Annotated in this window: 13 protein-coding genes; 10 read left to right on the top strand and 3 right to left on the bottom strand. The window is 30.5% G+C overall.

Features of this window, described 5'->3' with window-relative positions:
• Positions 1 to 16 precede the first annotated feature (16 nt).
• Positions 17 to 1,921 carry an LTA synthase family protein gene (locus RBU61_RS12465; protein ID WP_308875765.1) on the top strand — a complete coding sequence of 635 codons (1,905 nt, stop codon included), beginning with the start codon at positions 17 to 19 and terminating at the stop codon, positions 1,919 to 1,921.
• A gap of 7 nt (positions 1,922 to 1,928) precedes the next feature.
• On the opposite strand, the gene RBU61_RS12460 is transcribed toward RBU61_RS12465, so the two are convergent.
• Entirely contained in the window at positions 1,929 to 3,113 is a 1,185-nt protein-coding gene (locus RBU61_RS12460; protein WP_308875764.1) for a coenzyme F420-0:L-glutamate ligase, read from the bottom strand.
• A 419-nt stretch (positions 3,114 to 3,532) separates the two neighbouring features.
• Positions 3,533 to 4,099 (bottom strand): 5-formyltetrahydrofolate cyclo-ligase, encoded by a 567-nt coding sequence (locus RBU61_RS12455; protein ID WP_308875763.1) that lies wholly within the window; start codon positions 4,097 to 4,099, stop codon positions 3,533 to 3,535.
• A 154-nt stretch (positions 4,100 to 4,253) separates the two neighbouring features.
• On the opposite strand from RBU61_RS12455, the gene ftsE reads away from it, so the two are divergent.
• From ftsE to RBU61_RS12430, 5 genes are all read left to right on the top strand, one after another.
• Complete coding sequence (gene ftsE / locus RBU61_RS12450) at positions 4,254 to 4,949, top strand: cell division ATP-binding protein FtsE (RefSeq protein ID WP_308875762.1); 696 nt, start codon at positions 4,254 to 4,256, stop codon at positions 4,947 to 4,949.
• Positions 4,930 to 5,829, top strand: coding sequence for a permease-like cell division protein FtsX (gene ftsX / locus RBU61_RS12445; protein ID WP_308875761.1), 900 nt, complete (start codon positions 4,930 to 4,932; stop codon positions 5,827 to 5,829). Before ftsE ends, ftsX begins: the two co-directional genes overlap by 20 nt.
• Before the next feature lie 11 nt (positions 5,830 to 5,840).
• Positions 5,841 to 6,980, top strand: coding sequence for a peptidoglycan DD-metalloendopeptidase family protein (locus tag RBU61_RS12440; RefSeq protein ID WP_308875760.1), 1,140 nt, complete (start codon positions 5,841 to 5,843; stop codon positions 6,978 to 6,980).
• 137 nt (positions 6,981 to 7,117) lie between these two features.
• Positions 7,118 to 8,341 carry a S41 family peptidase gene (locus RBU61_RS12435; RefSeq protein WP_308875759.1) on the top strand — a complete coding sequence of 408 codons (1,224 nt, stop codon included), beginning with the start codon at positions 7,118 to 7,120 and terminating at the stop codon, positions 8,339 to 8,341.
• Between the two features lie 24 nt (positions 8,342 to 8,365).
• Positions 8,366 to 9,418, top strand: a complete 1,053-nt coding sequence (locus tag RBU61_RS12430; RefSeq protein ID WP_308875758.1) for a hypothetical protein — start codon at positions 8,366 to 8,368, stop codon at positions 9,416 to 9,418.
• On the opposite strand, the gene RBU61_RS12425 is transcribed toward RBU61_RS12430, so the two are convergent.
• Positions 9,415 to 10,992 carry a hypothetical protein gene (locus tag RBU61_RS12425; protein WP_308875757.1) on the bottom strand — a complete coding sequence of 526 codons (1,578 nt, stop codon included), beginning with the start codon at positions 10,990 to 10,992 and terminating at the stop codon, positions 9,415 to 9,417. The genes RBU61_RS12430 and RBU61_RS12425 overlap by 4 nt on opposite strands.
• Before the next feature lie 174 nt (positions 10,993 to 11,166).
• Between RBU61_RS12425 and uvrB the strand changes: the two genes are divergently transcribed.
• From uvrB to RBU61_RS12405, 4 genes are all read left to right on the top strand, one after another.
• On the top strand, positions 11,167 to 13,128 hold the full coding sequence (uvrB, locus tag RBU61_RS12420) for an excinuclease ABC subunit UvrB (protein WP_308875756.1): 1,962 nt from the start codon (positions 11,167 to 11,169) through the stop codon (positions 13,126 to 13,128).
• Between the two features lie 13 nt (positions 13,129 to 13,141).
• Positions 13,142 to 15,967: an excinuclease ABC subunit UvrA gene (gene uvrA, locus RBU61_RS12415; RefSeq protein ID WP_308875754.1), complete on the top strand. Its 2,826-nt coding sequence runs from the start codon at positions 13,142 to 13,144 to the stop codon at positions 15,965 to 15,967.
• A gap of 132 nt (positions 15,968 to 16,099) precedes the next feature.
• Positions 16,100 to 16,822, top strand: a complete 723-nt coding sequence (locus tag RBU61_RS12410) for an ABC transporter ATP-binding protein (RefSeq protein WP_308875753.1) — start codon at positions 16,100 to 16,102, stop codon at positions 16,820 to 16,822.
• Complete coding sequence (locus RBU61_RS12405; RefSeq protein ID WP_308875752.1) at positions 16,819 to 18,495, top strand: hypothetical protein; 1,677 nt, start codon at positions 16,819 to 16,821, stop codon at positions 18,493 to 18,495. Before RBU61_RS12410 ends, RBU61_RS12405 begins: the two co-directional genes overlap by 4 nt.
• Positions 18,496 to 18,530 lie beyond the last annotated feature (35 nt).

Genomic DNA, 18,530 nt, shown 5'->3' with positions numbered 1-18,530 from the left:
AGAGAAGGAGGACAAAATGGTACACAGATTAAAAAAACTATTTAGAAAGAACATAAACTTTGAAAACAATAGATTAAAAGATATTCTGATTTTTTTAATGTTTTTGGGTGCAATACTAGTTAAAATATTTTATTTTCAATTTACTACAAAATTAAATCGTATACCATATTTTAAATTTGAAAATACCATGATGTTGGTTGCCAATTTAGGAATGTGTATAATACTTTTATCTATTGTAATATTAATATCGAATAAGAAAAAGTCTTTAGGACTATTGATTTTCAATTTGATCTTTAGCTTTATATTATTTTCAGATACAGTATATTATAGATATTATTATAGTGCCCTTAGTGTAACAACTATATATCAAATAGGATTTGTAGGTTCTTTAGGAGATAGTATATTAAGTTTAGTGAAAATTAAAGACTTAGTATATATATTGGATATTCCAGTAATAGTATTTATATTATTTTTGTTTAACAGATTATTTAAGGAAAACTTCTTTCATAGAAATAATAGAGAATCATTTCTAAAAAGAGTATTTAAAACATTGGTTATATCAATGGCAGGAATATTGTTAATATTTATATCATTTAAAAATGCAGATACTTCAACATTTTCTTATGATAATAACCATATTATAAAACATGGAGGTATAGCATATTACCATTATTATGATATAAAGGAATTTACTAAAAATACTATTTTTAGAAATCGTAAAATGAATAATAAAGAATTAGAGGAATTTGAAGCTTATTTTAATAATAGAGACATAGAAGATACAAATCATAGAGGAATATCTCAAGGGAAAAATCTCATAGTTATTCAAGTGGAAGCCTTACAAGAATTTGTAATAAATGCTAGAACTCCATCTGGGGAAGAAATAACACCTAATTTAAATGCTCTAATAAATGAAAGTCTATATTTTGATAATATATATTATCAGACAGGGGGAGGAAATACTTCTGATGCCGAATTATTATCTAATGCATCTATGTATCCTGCGAAGGAAGGAAGTGCCTATTTCCTTTATCCAACTAATACCTATAATTCCATAGGTAATATTTTAAAGAACAAGGGTTATGGAACTTATGCATCCCATGCAAATAATCCAACCTTTTGGAATAGATCTATAATGTATAATGCATTAGGATTTGATGAGTTTTTCAGTAATGAGAAATTCGAAATAAATGAATATGTTGGTTGGGGATTAGGAGATAAATCTTTTTATAAACAAACTATAGATAAAATAAATAAGGAAGAACCATTTTATAGTTTCATGATTTCTCTGTCCAGTCATTATCCTTTTAATTTTAAATATTTTGAGGAATATAAATTTGATGTGGGGAAATATGAAGGAACATTCTTAGGATATTATTTAAAGGCTGCCAATTATGCAGATGATGCCATAGGCTCTTTAATGGATTATCTAAAGGAACAGGGACTTTATGATAATACTTTAATAGTCATATATGGGGACCATCAAGCAGTACCAAAAGATAATGCAGAGGAGCTTATGGAATTTACAGGCAGGGAGTATTCTGAATTTCAATGGATAGAGCTTCAAAAAGTTCCATTACTAATTCATGACATAAGTATAAAGGATTATCAAACAATCAGTAAAACAGGTGGGCAAATAGATATTCTTCCTACAATAGGAAATCTAATGGGATTTGATGTTCCTTATGCCTTAGGAAAAGATTTATTAAATACAAATGAGGGATATGCAGTCTTGAGAAATAGCAATGTAATAACTGATGTGTTCACATATATAAGCGGAGAGAATAAAGTATATAATAAGGAAACAGGAGAAGAAATGGATATTGATTTATATGAAGCAAAAATAAAAGAGCTTCAAAATCATCTATATATTTCTGATTTAGTTTTAAAAAGAGATGCTTTAAAAAATAAAACAGAGTAGGGATTCCCTACTCTGTTGCATAATTATCGAAATAACCTTGGATTAAGACTATAGGTGTACCTTTATCTCCACTACCACTAGTTAAGTCACAAAGGCTACCTAGTAAATCTGTTAATCTTCTTGGAGTTGTACCTAAAGATTCTGCATGTCCTGTCATATCATTATCTTTACTAATGATTTTACTTTTTACAGCTTCTATTACATCATCACCACGTAAACCATCTAACTCAGTATCAACTAAGTATTTTAACTTTAATTCATTTGGAGTTCCAATAAGACCCTTAGTATATCCAGGTGAAACTACAGGATCGGCTAATTCCCAAATCTTTCCTACAGGGTCTTTAAAAGCTCCGTCACCATAAATCATAACTTCTACAGTTTTTCCTGTCTTTTCTCTAATTTTCTCCTGAACCTTTTCTACAAAGCTTTGTGAATCCCTTGGAAATAGTTTTAACTCGTCATCAGATGCAAGATTTGAACCAAGGATACCATATTCTTCATTATAGCCACAGTCATCAATAGATGAATTAAGAATATCATCTAGACCATATATAATATTTGCTCCCGATTCTTTAAGAATTCTTTTAGTTCTATGTCTATCGTGGATATTTGCCACCAATATATCTTTAGTATAGTTTAAAATAGTTCTTGGATCATTAGAAAATATTATCTCTATATTGTCTTTGCCTATTTCTTTATATATATCTACATAATCTACCCCAGTAAAAGGATGGATTACCTTTTCACCAAATAGACGTCTATAATCTTCTTCCGTTAATATATCTGTATAGGGATTGATTTTTAACTGATCCATTTTATCTATATCCATTAGATGATTCCCAACTTCATCTGATGGATAGGATAAAAGTAATACGACTTTTCTTCCGCTTTCAATTATTCCCTTTAATATAATTGAAAATCTATTTCTACTCAAAATAGGAAAGACCAGCCCAATAGTGGAAGGGAATTTACTTTTAATATCTATACCTATAGCTTTAGCAGTGGCATAATTGCCTTGTGCCCTAGCTAATAAAGATTCAGTAATTCCTAAAACATCCCTATCGTAGATATTAAAGTTCTCAGCCTCTGAAGCCTTTAATAAAGAATCAACAACTATGTTAACTAGGTCGTCACCTTCCTTTACAATAGGAGTTCTAATCCCCCTTGATGTAGTTCCTACGGCTCTTACCATTATAATTCCTCCTAAAATAACAAATTAAACACCCTATATATTATACCATCAATAAACCAAATTAAAAGGTTGGATTAAATTAATTTTATTATCATTCATTCATAGGTGTATTGAAAAATGATAAAAGATACACGCTCACTGTTTCGGACACGAATAATTCGACGCAGTCTCATTGCACAATTCTATTCTCCCTACGGTCGATAAAATTGGCATTCGTTGCGTTTGACCTACCTACAGCTCATTCACTACGTTCATCCACTGGGTTAGGTCATAATCATTCCAGCTAAAAATCCTACAGTTTGCAAACTCGTTACGCTCAAACAGTGCAAACTGCTTAACGGCTTTTCAGCTTACATTCACTAAGAATTAAATCGTGTCCTGCAAATGTTCTCTTAGTATTTTTATTATTTTTCTATCTATTAGCAATGAATAATTCTCTTTTCTGTTACAATCATATCTACAGGAAGATCATATTTATCAGTAGGTACTTTATCAACAATTTGTAAATCAAAGCCTATTGCGATTGTAGGAGTAGGATTTAATAATTTTGATAGGAATCTATCATAATAGCCTCCACCATAACCAACTCTATATCCATCTTTAGCAAAAGCTACTCCAGGAACTAAAATTAGATCTATAGTATTAGGATCTACAATTCTTGTAAACTTTTTCTTAGGAACTTCTATGTCATAATCTCCCACCTCTAGTTCAGAAAGACTATAGACATCTGATACTAAAAGTTCTTTAGTTTCAGAGATAGTAATTGGTACAACAATACTTTTACCATCTTTTATAGCTTGCTCTATTAATGGATGGGTTTCAACTTCAGTACCATTACTAACAAAGCACATAATCCTTTTAGCATTTTTATAAAGATCCATTTCATAAATTTCATTTGAGATAATATTGCTATATTTTATTATCTCTTCCCTTGATAACTCAGACCTTTTTCCTAATATTTCTTTTCTTAAAGTCTTTTTATTCAAAAAATCACCTCTTAAGGTTTATTTATCTCACAGTTTATATTATAATATACAAAGAAGGGAAAGTAAAAAATCTTTTTATAAAAATATCACAAGATAACCTTTTTGAAAATCCATTAATTTTATATAATATATGACAAAAGATGAGGTGAAATGGTTGATAAAATTTGAAAATGTTAGTAAAGAGTATGATAACAACGTTAAGGCACTTACTAATGTAAGTTTGGATATACATAAGGGAGAGTTTGTATTCTTAGTAGGTTCATCAGGGGCAGGTAAGTCCACCATAATTAAGCTTTTATTAAAAGAAGAAGAGCCTACAGAAGGTAAAATAATTTTAAAGGATATGGATATTACAAAAGTACGAAATAGAAGGATACCATATATAAGAAGAAATGTAGGGGTAGTATTTCAAGACTTTAGACTTTTACCAAATAAAACGGTATATGAAAATGTAGCTTTTGCCATGGAAATAATAGGGGCTCATCCTAAGGAAATAAGGAGAAATGTACCAATGGTTCTTAGTATGGTGGATTTAAGTAGAAAAGCATCTAGTTTTCCAGACCAGTTGTCTGGTGGAGAGAGGCAGAGAGTTTCCATTGCCAGAGCCATAGTAAACAGTCCTCCTGTACTGATTGCAGACGAGCCTACGGGAAACTTAGACCCAGAGACTGCATGGGAAATAATGAGAGTTTTATCTGAAATCAACGGAAGGGGAACTACAATACTTATGGCAACCCATGCTAAAGATATAGTAAATAATATGAAAAAGAGAGTAATCGAAATTAACGAAGGAAAACTAGTAAGAGATGAACAGAAGGGTGGGTATGGCGATGGGATTTCGAGTATTTAAAAACATACTAAAACAAGGATTCCAAGGTATGTGGAGAAACCGTAGTATGGGACTGGCATCAATTGGATCCATATCAGCTGTACTTATGATATTAGGTGTAGTGATAATTTTAGTTCTTAGTATAAATAATGTGGCAATGGAGATAAAGACTAAATTTGATGAGATACAAGTATTTTTAGAAGATGATTTGACAACTGAAGATGTGGACAAGATAGAGGAGACCATAAAGGAAGACGAGAGAGTTTTATCAGTGATTTTTCAATCAAAGGCACAAGGTCTAGAAATAATGAAAAAAGATTGGGAAGAAGAGAGTTATTTATTAGAAGGTCTTGAAGAAGATAATCCACTTCAAGATTCATATATAATTCAGCTAAAGGATATAAAAGATGCAGATGAAGTAGTTAAGAAACTTGATACAATAGATGGGATAGAATATATAAACTATTATAAAGACATAATAGACAAGCTATTAATATTTGCAAATTATATAAGAATTGGTGGCCTAGTTGTAATAGGAATTCTAGTATTAGTATCAGTGTTTATTATTTCTAATACAATAAAAATTACAGTGACTTCAAGAAAAAGAGAAGTAAATATAATGAAATATGTAGGTGCCACTAATGGATATATAAGAGGACCATTTATTATAGAGGGAATATTATTTGGACTAATTGGAGCAGTATTGTCCATAGCCATAATAAACTATGGATATGATTATTTCTTTAGATCGGTAAGTGATCAACTTTATGTTTTATTTACAGTATGGCTAGTGCCACCTACTCTATTGATGAAAGACATAATAATTATGTTTTCAGCCATAGGTATAGGAATAGGTGCTTTGGGGAGTATCGTATCTTTAAAACGTTTTTTAAATGTATAGGGGGATGGGTTATGAGTAGAAATAAGAGAAAAGTATATTTAGTCCTAGCTTTAGTATTTACATTTAACTTTATTCAAGTTTACGCGGCAGATACCATGAATGATTTGAAACAGCAACAAAAAGGTGTTATTAAACAGATTCAGCAAAATAAAAATCAGATAAAGGCAGTAGAAAATCAATCAAAGGATGTATCAAGGCAAATTGAAGATTTAGATAAGAAAGTGGATGTTGCCAGTAATGAACTTAATAAAGTAGAAAAAGAATTAGAAAACCTAAAGGTTAATATCGAAAAAACAACTGTTGAGTTAGCAGAAGCAGAAGAAAATGTTAATGAAAAACAAGATACTTTTAATAAAAGAATGAGAGTAATGTATAGAAATGGAAATGTAGGGTATTTAGAAGTTTTATTGTCATCTTCTAGTATAAAAGATTTTTTATCTAGAAGAAATATGATAAAATCCATAGCAGAGCATGATACAGAGTTAATCCAATACATGAGAGAACAAAGAGATATAATAGATACAAAGAAAACGAATTTGGAGATGCAGAAAAAATCAGTTGAGCTATCGAAAACAAAACTAGAAGCTAGGAGAAGTGATTTAGTAAAAGCTACTAGGGAAAAAGAAGATTTAATGGGAAGATTAAAAAAGGATATAAAGGCATTAGAAAAAGAAGAGGATAAATTAATTGAATTCGCTAAGGAAATTGATTCAAAGATAGTAAAGTTACAGAAAAATACAGGACCTTATTCAGGTGGAATTATGTCATGGCCAGTCCCAGGGCATTCAAGGATTAGTTCTCAATATGGTTATAGAATACATCCTATTTTTAAGACCAAGAAGTTACATACAGGATTAGATATACCTGCTCCTACAGGAACAGCTGTTATCGCGGCCAATGGTGGAACTGTAATTTACTCAGGTACATTAGGTGGATATGGTAAAACCATAATGATAGATCATGGTGGTGGTATAGTTACTCTTTATGGACACAATTCATCTCTAGTAGCATCAGTAGGCAAAGAAGTAAAGAAAGGCGATACGATTGCCAAAGTAGGTAATACAGGAAATTCTACAGGACCACATTGCCATTTTGAAGTAAGAAAAAATGGTTCCTATGTAGATCCAACACCATGGCTAAAGGGAAAATAATATATAGAAATTAAGATCAGCTAGGATTATAGTCCTAGCTGATTCTTTAATCTTTGTAATACATTAAATTGAATGGTATAATCTTAATAGAAAATAAATACAATAATTGTATAACCTAAAAATATGGGAGTGAGAAAATGTCCAAGAAGAAAGTCATAACTTTAATGGTAGTTCTTTTACTTATTACAAACATAGCAACTTTTGGTCTAACAAATTTAATGAGTGTAAGTTTTAATAACAAGGCATATATTCCTTTGGCAGAATATAGACAGCTTAAATCTGTATATAATGAATTTTCCAAAGTAATAGCTGTAGAAGAATATGTAAAACAAAATTACTTGAGGGATGTAGATACAAAAAAAATGATAGATGGACAATTAAAGGGAATGCTTCAATCCTTAGAAGATCCATATTCTAATTATATGACTCAAGATGAATTTGCTTCATTTTTACAACAGACAAGTGGAACCTATGCAGGAATTGGAGTAGTAGTTACACCTGGGGAAGACAATATAATAACTGTAGTATCTCCTATAGAAGGTACTCCTGGGGAAAAAGCAGGAATAAAAAGTGGAGATAAAATATTAAAAGTAGATGGCGTTGAGTTTCCAGCAGATAAAATGGATGAGGCAGTTAAAGTAATGAAAGGTGAGGCTAATACTAAAGTGGTTTTAACGCTTCTGAGAGAAAATAAAGAAGGAAAAGACGAAATATTTAATTTAGAACTTATTAGAGAAATAATAAGATTGGTTACTGTAAAATCAAATATAATCGATGATGATATAGGATACATAAATATTACATCCTTTGATGATTTAACATATAAAGATTTTAAAACTGAATTAGACAAATTAGGAAGAAAAAATATTAAAGGCTTAATCATAGATTTAAGAAATAATCCTGGTGGTCTATTAGATAGATGTGTAGAGATTGCAGATGAGTTACTGGGAGAAGGAGTTGTAGTATATACTCAAACTAAGGATGGTAAGAGAACTTACGAGAAATCAGGAAAGTCAATGGTTGATTATCCATTGGTATTACTTGTAAATGGTGGTTCAGCATCAGCATCAGAAATACTAGCAGGTGCAATTAAGGATCATAATAGAGGAACGATAATAGGAACTACTACCTTTGGTAAAGGGGTTGTTCAAAGGATAAAGGACTTAGATGATGGGTCAGGACTAAAACTAACGATTTCAGAGTATTTTACACCAAATGGAGTAAATATCCATGGTATAGGTATTGAACCAGATATAGTAGTGGAATTACCTGAAGGAGTAGATGAGATAGGAGTAGAAAACTTAAAGGAGGATACTCAGCTTAAAAAAGCCATAGAAGAAATAAAAACTAAAATTAAATAGACATTTAAAAAGGAGAATTAAAGTATGTATGGATTGTATCAGATTTTATATTTTACAGTAATAGACATTTTAAATACTTTTAAATCTCCTTTTTTTATTGTAGTCCTAGGTATTATATATATTCAATATATAAAAATAGGTAAAATAGAAAAGGAGAATATAGGCTATAGAAGATCTGCAATATTAAAGCTAATTACATCAGCTATATTTGGTGCATTAGGTGGAATACTTACTACAGTAATATTTCTTTATTTGGGAGTAGTTGCAATTCCAACAGATTATATGTACATATTAGTAGTATCAATATTTTTATCCCTTATAAATCCAAGATATATGTGTTTTTCCTATGGTGGTGCCATAGTATCTTTATGCAGTTTAATTATAGGTTACCCTAAAATTGAAATTTCTCAAGTAATGTCAGTAGTAGCCGTGTTACATATAGTGGAAAGTATTTTAATACTTTTAGATGGGGGGAGAAACAGACTTCCAATCTTTCTTGAAAAAGGAGAAGATATAGTCGGTGGATTTAATATGAATAGGTTTTGGCCCATACCCTTTGTAATATTCATTGGTGACGGATTGATTCAACCTATTACCCTTATGGCAATTGTAAGTTATGGTGATTATTCTATATCATCATATCCTAGGAGAAAAGTGATTAAAACATCTTTAATATTATTTTTATATAGTGCCATCTTATTATATATATCAAGAGAAGTAGAAAATCCTTTTTTACCACCTTTATTTGCAATATTAGGTCATGAGTATATAATATTACAAAATAAAATAATAGAAGAAAGAAAAACACCTATATTTACTCATATAGATAAGGGGGTACGAATATTGGAGGTCCTTCCAGATAGTATAGGAACAAAATTAGGTATAAGTACTGGAGATATATTGCTCAAAATCAACGGAATTGAAATAAATAGCAATAAGGATATGGAAGACTTTACAAAAATAAAAGCAAAAAGGTTGAAGATTGAAGTCTTTAATATGAAATCTGGATTGACCACAAAGAAGTATTATGGAAAAATAAAATCCCTAGGACTAATAATAGTCCCTAGGGATTTTTAGTTTAGTTTAGATAAATCTATGGAGTAGATCACTTCAGATTTATTATTTTCAAAGGGTAATATTGTATTTAAGTAAATAATATTACTGTTTTCATCATAAAAGATTTTATCATTAATTACGTTGGCAATATTTTCAGTAGAATTATTTTCTATTGAGTATGATCCTAATGTATAATTATTACTAGAATCTTTTATTACATACATTATTTTTCCATTTGGGAATATTTCATAGTTTAAAATATTTTTATTTAGCTTAGTAGTTATCTTTTCTTTTTCAATATCATAAATCAATAATAAATTGATATCTTTTTTCTCGTTCTTTTGTAAATAAGCAATAGTCTTATTGTTTATGAATTTCGGACTAAAACCGTCATCTATAAACACAAACTTCTTCCAATCTGTAGTAACGGATATTTTATTGTTAAATTCATCTTTACCTTTTTCAAATATTAAAAACTTATCATCGATAATATTTAATCCTTCAACATTTTTATTTAATTGTTTCACTAAATTCATTTGATTGCTTTCTACGTTATAATCATTGACTCTAGATTCTTCGCCGTTATTTTCTATGATAAATAAATTAGTATTATTCTTCCAAGCCATGGAAGATGGATTAAAGTTTTCTAAAAAAGCTACTTTATATGCTTTTGTATCATCCCTTGAAATTATATATAGTTCTGAACAATTATCATTTGACTCTATAAGTGATATAAAATCTAAGTTAGGACTAAATTGGGCAGATAATATCTTAGAATCCGAAGAATAAATCATATTGGCTTCGTTTTTTTGAACATTATATATCCATAGCTGTTCATAAGAATTATTATTTTCCTCGTCTAGTATAGACTTCTTATACAAGAGATAATTATTTTCTTTAAATTCCAAGATATGGCCGTTATCTAGAGGTGAAGATATAAAAGATTTCTCTGACTTTATAATCTCTCCAGTATTAGCATCAACTTGTGCAGATAGATTTACTAAGGAATTATTGGAATCTGCTTTATCAAATATAGTATTGTAGGATATATCCCATATAATACTATTATCAGATTTAATTAAGTTAATGCTAGGAGATCCCTTGGTTGATACTTTTAGATAGGAATGAATTTTGTTTAAGACATCATTACTACTTATTTTTACATCAACTGGAGTAAAGTCATCATAGACTATATTAAATTTTAGATCTTTAATATCTTTTAATTTAGATTTTTTAATCTCTAGACTTACTTGAGGTACTGATAAGGATGAAGCTTTATTATCGGAAACACCACTAACATGAATATTAATTTCCCCACCTTTTTTAACAATTTTATTTACATTAACACCTGAATACTCAGCTAAACCTAAAGAGGCTAATAATTTTAATTTGTTATTATTAGTTATTATTTCAACTGTAGGCTCCATGGATTGGAAACTTTTTGAGAATGTAATTTGGTTTATCTCGTATGGAATGTTCTCTTCTTCGAAAACTGCATCACTATCTAAGGCCATTAAATCCTTTTTCTTAGAACTACAGCCAAAGAGAGGTAATGCAATAAGTACAATAAATAAGGTCAATACCATTCGTTTCATATAACTACCTCCTTACCCATAGTTTACTATATTAATCTTCTTTCTTCAATAGACTTTTTTGTGATAAGATTATTTAGATTATTGCCAAGTTTTAATATTATGCTTTGACAAAAAGATATAATATTATATAATAATATATATCTTGAACAAATGTTCAAACAAAGAGGTGTAAATATGAATAAGTTTAAAATAGAATCAAATTATAAGCCTACTGGTGATCAGCCGGAGGCCATAGATAAATTGGTAGAAGGAATAAATAAAGATCTTATGCATCAGGTTTTACTAGGAGTTACTGGCTCAGGAAAGACCTTTACTATGGCAAATATAATTGAGAAGGTTCAAAAACCAACTTTAGTTATAGCTCACAACAAAACATTAGCCTATCAATTAGCTTCAGAGTTTAAAGAGTTTTTCCCTAACAATGCAGTAGAATATTTTGTTAGTTACTATGATTATTACCAGCCAGAAGCTTATGTCCCACACTCAGATACTTATATAGAAAAGGATGCATCCATAAACGATGAAATAGATAAATTACGTCACTCTGCAACAGCAGCATTATTTGAAAGGAAGGATGTAATCATAGTTGCGTCTGTATCTTGTATATATGGTTTAGGAGATCCTATAGATTACGAAGAACTTGTAGTATCTTTAAGACCAGGAATGGTTAAAGATAGAGATGAGATAATGAGGAAATTAATAGATATTCAATATATGCGAAATGATATTAACTTTATAAGGGGGACTTTTAGAGTTAGGGGAGATATACTGGAAATATTTCCAGCCTCATCCAGTGAGAATACTATTAGAGTTGAATTCTTTGGAGATGAAATAGATAGAATAGTAGAGGTAAATTATTTAACGGGAGAAGTCATAGGATATCGATCACATATCTCAATATTCCCAGCATCTCACTATGCTACAACTGAAGATAAAGTTAAACAAGCAATAAAAACCATAGAGGAAGAATTAAGTGATAGATTGAAGGAATTAAGAGATAAGGAAAAGTTACTGGAAGCCCAGAGATTAGAACAAAGAACTAGGTATGATTTAGAAATGTTGGAAGAAATGGGATTTTGTCAAGGAATAGAAAATTATTCTAGACATTTAAGCAGCAGACCAGCAGGATCTAGACCCTTTACTTTAATAGATTACTTTCCAGAGGATTTTTTAATAATAATAGATGAGTCTCATGTTACAGTTCCTCAAGTAAGGGGTATGTACGAAGGGGATAAGTCTAGGAAGACTAATTTAGTTGAATATGGTTTTAGACTTCCATCGGCACTGGATAATAGACCACTTAAGTTTAATGAATTTGAATCCATGATAAATCAGATATTATATGTATCTGCAACGCCAGGTCCATATGAGCTTACTCATACTGAAAATACAGTGGAACAAATAATACGTCCTACAGGATTATTGGACCCAGTCATAGAAGTAAGATCTACAGAACATCAGATAGATGATTTAGTAAATGAAATTAGAAAAGTAGTAGATAGAGAAGAGAGAGTATTAGTTACAACTTTAACTAAGAAAATGGCAGAGGACTTAACTAATTATTTTAAAGATATAGGGATAAAAGTTACTTATCTCCATTCAGATGTGGAAACCATAGAAAGGATGGAAATAATTAGGGATTTAAGATTAGGCAAGTATGATGTATTGGTAGGGATAAATCTATTAAGAGAAGGATTAGATTTACCAGAAGTTTCTTTAGTTGCCATATTAGATGCAGATAAAGAAGGATTTCTAAGATCAGAAACATCTCTAATTCAAACTACAGGTAGAGCTGCAAGAAACCTAGAGGGAAAAGTAATTATGTATGGAGACACCATAACTAAATCTATGGAAAGAACCATATCTGAAACTAATAGGAGGAGAGAAATCCAAGACCAATACAATAAAGAGCACAATATAATACCTAGAAGTATTAAGAAAGATGTACGGCAAATCATAGAAGCTACAATGGTAGCAGAGGAAGAAGCGAAATACGAAGAAACATTCTCAAAAGACGAAATCCAAGGAATGATAGAGGGATTAGAAACTGCTATGCTAAAGGCAGCAGAAGAATTAAGCTTCGAAAAAGCAGCAGAATTAAGGGATAAAATAATAGAACTAAAGAAGAAGCTATAATGGGGTGAAATAATTGGTAAAAGACGAAATAATAATAAAGGGAGCTAAGGAGAATAATTTAAAAAACGTATCCTTAAAACTTCCTAGAGATAAATTCATAGTATTTACAGGTCTTTCAGGATCAGGAAAGTCTTCTTTAGCATTTGATACCATATATGCAGAGGGACAAAGAAGATATGTAGAAAGTTTATCTAGTTATGCTAGACAGTTTTTAGGTCAGATGGATAAACCAGATGTGGAATATATAGAAGGATTATCTCCTTCCATATCTATAGATCAAAAGACAACATCGAAAAATCCTCGTTCAACAGTAGGTACAGTAACAGAGATTTACGACTACTTAAGATTATTATACGCAAGAATTGGTATACCATATTGTCCAAGCTGTGGGAAGGAAATAACTAGCCAAACAGTAGAACAAATGGTAGATAGAATAATGGAATTGGAAGAGAGAACAAGAATTCAAATCTTGGCACCAGTCATAAGAGGTAAAAAAGGTGAGCACGTAAAGGTATTAGAAAACATTAAGAAAGAAGGCTATGTAAGAGTCATAATAGATGATGAAATGTATGATATTGGAGACGAAATTAAGCTAGAAAAAAACAAGAAACACACAATAGAAGTAGTAGTAGATAGAATAGTAATCAAAGAAGAAATAGAAGGAAGATTATCTGATTCTTTAGAAACAGCATTGAAATTAGCAGAAGGGATTGTAATGGTAGACGTAATAGATAAGGAAAAGATAATGTTTAGTGAAAAACTTGCTTGTCCAGATTGTGGTATCGCCATAGAAGAATTATCTCCTAGAATGTTTTCCTTCAATAGCCCATTTGGTATGTGTTCAACTTGTAATGGACTAGGATTTTACAAGGAGATAGATAAGGGTCTAGTCATACCAAATTTGGATTTAAGCATAGATGAAGGTGCAATAGCACCTTTCTCAAGCTCAAATGAATCCACCTATTATTATCAAATATTTAAGACTTTAGCAGAGGATAATGGATTTAGTACAGATAAACCTTTAAAAGATGCACCAAAAAAACTCATAGATGAATTACTATATGGAACAGATAGGGTAATAAGCTTTAAGTTTTTAAGTCACTTTGAGGATGGGGGAATGAGAGATTACAAAGGAAAGTTTGAAGGAGTTATTCCTAATCTAGAAAGAAGGTATAATTCAACTAGCTCTGATTATATGAGAGATAAAATAGATGAATATATGGCTGAAAACCCTTGTCCTAAATGTCATGGTAATAGATTAAAAAAGGAAGTATTATCCGTAAAGATAAATGGATTAAATATTGCAGAACTAACAGACTTGTCTGTTGTTAAATCTATAGAATTCTTCCATAACTTAATCCTTACAGAAAAAGAACAAATAATAGGGGAACAAGTATTAAAAGAGATTAAAGAGAGATTAAATTTCTTAAAAAATGTAGGACTAGATTATTTAACTTTATCCCGTATGGCAGGTACATTATCTGGTGGAGAGTCTCAAAGAATTAGGTTGGCTACTCAAATAGGATCTAGCCTTGTGGGAGTAGTCTATGTATTAGATGAGCCAAGTATAGGGCTTCATCAAAGGGACAACGAAAAACTACTAAAAACTTTAAGAAATTTAACAGATTTAGGAAATACCTTAATAGTAGTAGAACATGATGAAGACACTATGTATGTGGCAGATCATATTGTAGATATAGGGCCAGGAGCAGGTATTCATGGCGGAGAAATAGTAGGAGAAGGAACCATAGAAGAAATAAAAAATAACCCTAACTCTGTTACTGGATTATATCTATCAGGAAAGAAAAAAATTGAAATACCAACAGAACGAAAAAAGCCCAATGGCAATTGGATAGAAATAAAAGGAGCTAAGGAAAATAATCTTAAAAATATAAATGTTAAAATTCCTGTAGGATTATTTACTTGTGTAACAGGAGTATCGGGTTCAGGTAAATCTTCTTTAGTAAATCAAATATTACACAAGGCTTTAGCACAAAAACTAAATGGTTCGAAGGTAAAGCCAGGAAAATTTAAGGATATAAAGGGATTAGAATATTTAGATAAGGTAATAGATATAGATCAATCTCCCATAGGTAGAACTCCAAGATCAAATCCTGCAACTTATACTGGAGTATTTGACCATATAAGAGATGTATTTGCTATGACTAATGAGGCAAAGATGAGAGGATACCAAAAAGGAAGATTTAGTTTCAACGTAAAAGGTGGAAGATGTGAAGCTTGTAGCGGAGATGGAATATTAAAGGTGGAAATGCACTTCTTACCTGATGTATATGTACCTTGTGAAGTATGCAAAGGTAAAAGGTATAATAGAGAAACCTTACAGGTAAAATATAAGGGAAAGACCATATCAGATGTATTGGATATGACAGTTGAAGAAGGCGTAGAGTTTTTTAAGAATATACCTAAAATAAGCAGAAAACTAGAAACATTATATGATGTAGGGCTGGGATATATAAAAATAGGTCAATCTTCTACAGAACTATCAGGTGGTGAGGCTCAAAGAGTAAAACTAGCCACAGAATTATCTAAACGTTCCACAGGAAAAACTATCTATATACTAGATGAACCAACTACAGGACTTCATGTGGCAGATATTCATAAATTGATTAAGGTATTAAATCAATTAGTTGAAGGAGGAAATACAGTAGTAGTCATAGAACATAATTTAGATGTTATAAAAACAGCAGATTATGTAATAGACCTAGGACCAGAGGGTGGAGATAAGGGAGGAACAGTAGTCACTACAGGAACTCCAGAGGAAGTTGCTAAAGTAGAGAAATCTTATACAGGACAGTTTTTGAAAAAAGTATTGGAGTAAGCTTAAAGAGTTAGAGAAATTTTCTCTAACTCTTTAATTTTTTTGACAAACAAATAACTAATTTTAAAAAATATATTGATATCAAAAACTAGTTGTTATATAATTGATATAACAGATAAAGGAGGTAGAAAAATGCTAAAGCTTGAGAATATTTCTAAATCATATAACAAAGGTGTAATAAAGGCAGTAGACAATATTAATTTAGATATTAAAAGAGGAGAAATATTTGGTTTTTTAGGGCCTAATGGTGCAGGAAAAACTACTACTATAAAAATGATAGTAGGACTCTTAAAGCCAGATAGCGGAAAGGTGACAGTGGGTACAGTAGATGCCTGGAAGGAGCCCATTAAGGCAAAGTCTATAATCAGCTATGTGCCAGATAACCCAGAAATATATGATAGATTAAAGGGTATTGAATATTTAAACTTTATAGCTGATATGTACGAAATTTCTAAGGAAGAAAGAGAAGAAAAACTAAATTACTATTTAGAATTATTTAATATAAAAAATGCAATAGGAGATATAATAGCTAGTTATTCTCACGGAATGAAACAGAAGATCGTACTAACAGGGGCATTATTAAGCAATCCAGATTTATTTATTCTTGATGAACCTATGGTAGGATTAGATCCAAAGTCTGCTTTCAATTTAAAGGAGATTATGAGGAAGATGTGTGATGAAGGAAAAACCGTATTTTTCTCTACTCATGTGCTGGAAGTAGCAGAAAAACTATGTGATAGAATTGCCATAATAAACAAAGGAAAAATTGTAGCCATGGGAACTATGGAAGAATTAAAAGCCCATGCAGAAGAGAGACAGTCTTTAGAAAATATATTCTTGGAGTTGACTGAATGATGAATAAGATTATTTCATTAATCAAGACCGATTTCAATACTACTTTTGGTTTATCTTCTATTGCATATAGTTTTAAAAATAAGAAAAATAGATGGCAGATTATAATTTTTGCTATAGCCATGTTATCTTTACTACCATCCTATATCTTAATAGTAAATAGTTTAAATGGAATATATGATATATATAATGAAATAGGTCAAAAATCTATGTTTTTACTATTAGGATTTTTAATAACTCAGGTTATGGTATTTGTATTTGGACTACTCTATGTAATGAGTAAATATTATTTCTCTAATGACTTAGCTACTTTAGTGCCACTACCTATTAAATCATCATATATTATAGGTTCAAAATTTGTAACTTTAATGATTAGTGAATATTTGACTTCCTTACCTATTATACTGCCTTTTATTATTATATATGGAGTTAAAGGCGGAGAGGGATTACTTTATTGGATATATTCGCTGTTATTAATGATTACGACCCCTATTATACCCTTAGTATTATCATCTATTGTAATAATGATATTTATGAAATATACAAATATTGGGGCAAAAAAGGATTTAATTAGAGTTATTGGTGCAGTGATTTTCATTATTGCTATGGTATATTTCCAACTTAAAATTCAAACCATAGCTGGAAAGGCAATGATGGAAGGAGACAATTTTCTTGTTAATCTAGTGACAGATTCTAATCTCTTAGTAAAAAAATTGGGAATTATGTTTCCGCCTTCTAAGTGGGGGGCACTGGCTTTATCAAATTATTTTAATTTAACAGGATTAATCAATTTGCTATCCTTCATAGTAGTAGGTATTATATCTTTTATGCTTATGTTAGTTTTGTCTGAATCTCTATTCTTTGATGGATTAATTGGAAATATAGAAGTATCAGCATCCAAAGGCAGAAGTGGAAAGAAAATATCTATAAAAGATTTATCGAAAGAAACAAAACCATATATGGCTTTGGCAAAAAAAGAAATAATAATGTTATTCAAAACTCCAGTCTATTTATTAAATACAGTAGGAGGAGTAGTCATGCTTCCTATAATATTGGTTATAGGAAGCATGACAGGTGGAGAAGAGTCGCTGTCTCAGATAATAGATATGCTAGGAGTTAATACTAATTTAATAACCTTAGGAGGTATAGCTTTTGTTGTAAGTTTAGGTATATTAAATAGTATTGGGGCAACTACTTTTTCAAGAGAGGGAAAGTGCTTTTGGATTCAAAGGACTTTACCTATAAAAGTAGAAGATCAAATAATAGGTAGAATTTTATCATCATTAGTTGTTCAGACATTGGGAATAGTGACTTTATTGATTAGCTTAGGCTTCATAATAAAACTAGATATATTAAGTATTATATTGATTACAATCTTAGGCCTTCTAGGTAGTATTCCAATGACTCAAATAGGAATGGTAATAGATATACTAAGGCCACTTTTAGATTGGGATAATCCGCAAAAGGCAATGAAACAAAACTTAAATGTATTAATTGCTATGGGTTTAGGTGTTTTATATATAGGTGGATTAGTATATTTAGTTATGAATATAATGGATGAAGTAAATATAAACTTAATCTATGGATTGTTAATAGGAGTATTTACAATATCAAGTATAATATTATATGTAGTATTGAAGAAGTTAATAAAAACACAATTTGAACTAATGGAGTAAAATCAAAAGAAAATCCCCCTGCCTTGGCAGAGGGA

Source organism: Tissierella sp. MB52-C2 (genome assembly GCF_030931715.1).
Lineage (GTDB): Bacteria > Bacillota > Clostridia > Tissierellales > Tissierellaceae > Tissierella.
This window is presented reverse-complemented; position numbering and strand designations above follow the sequence as displayed.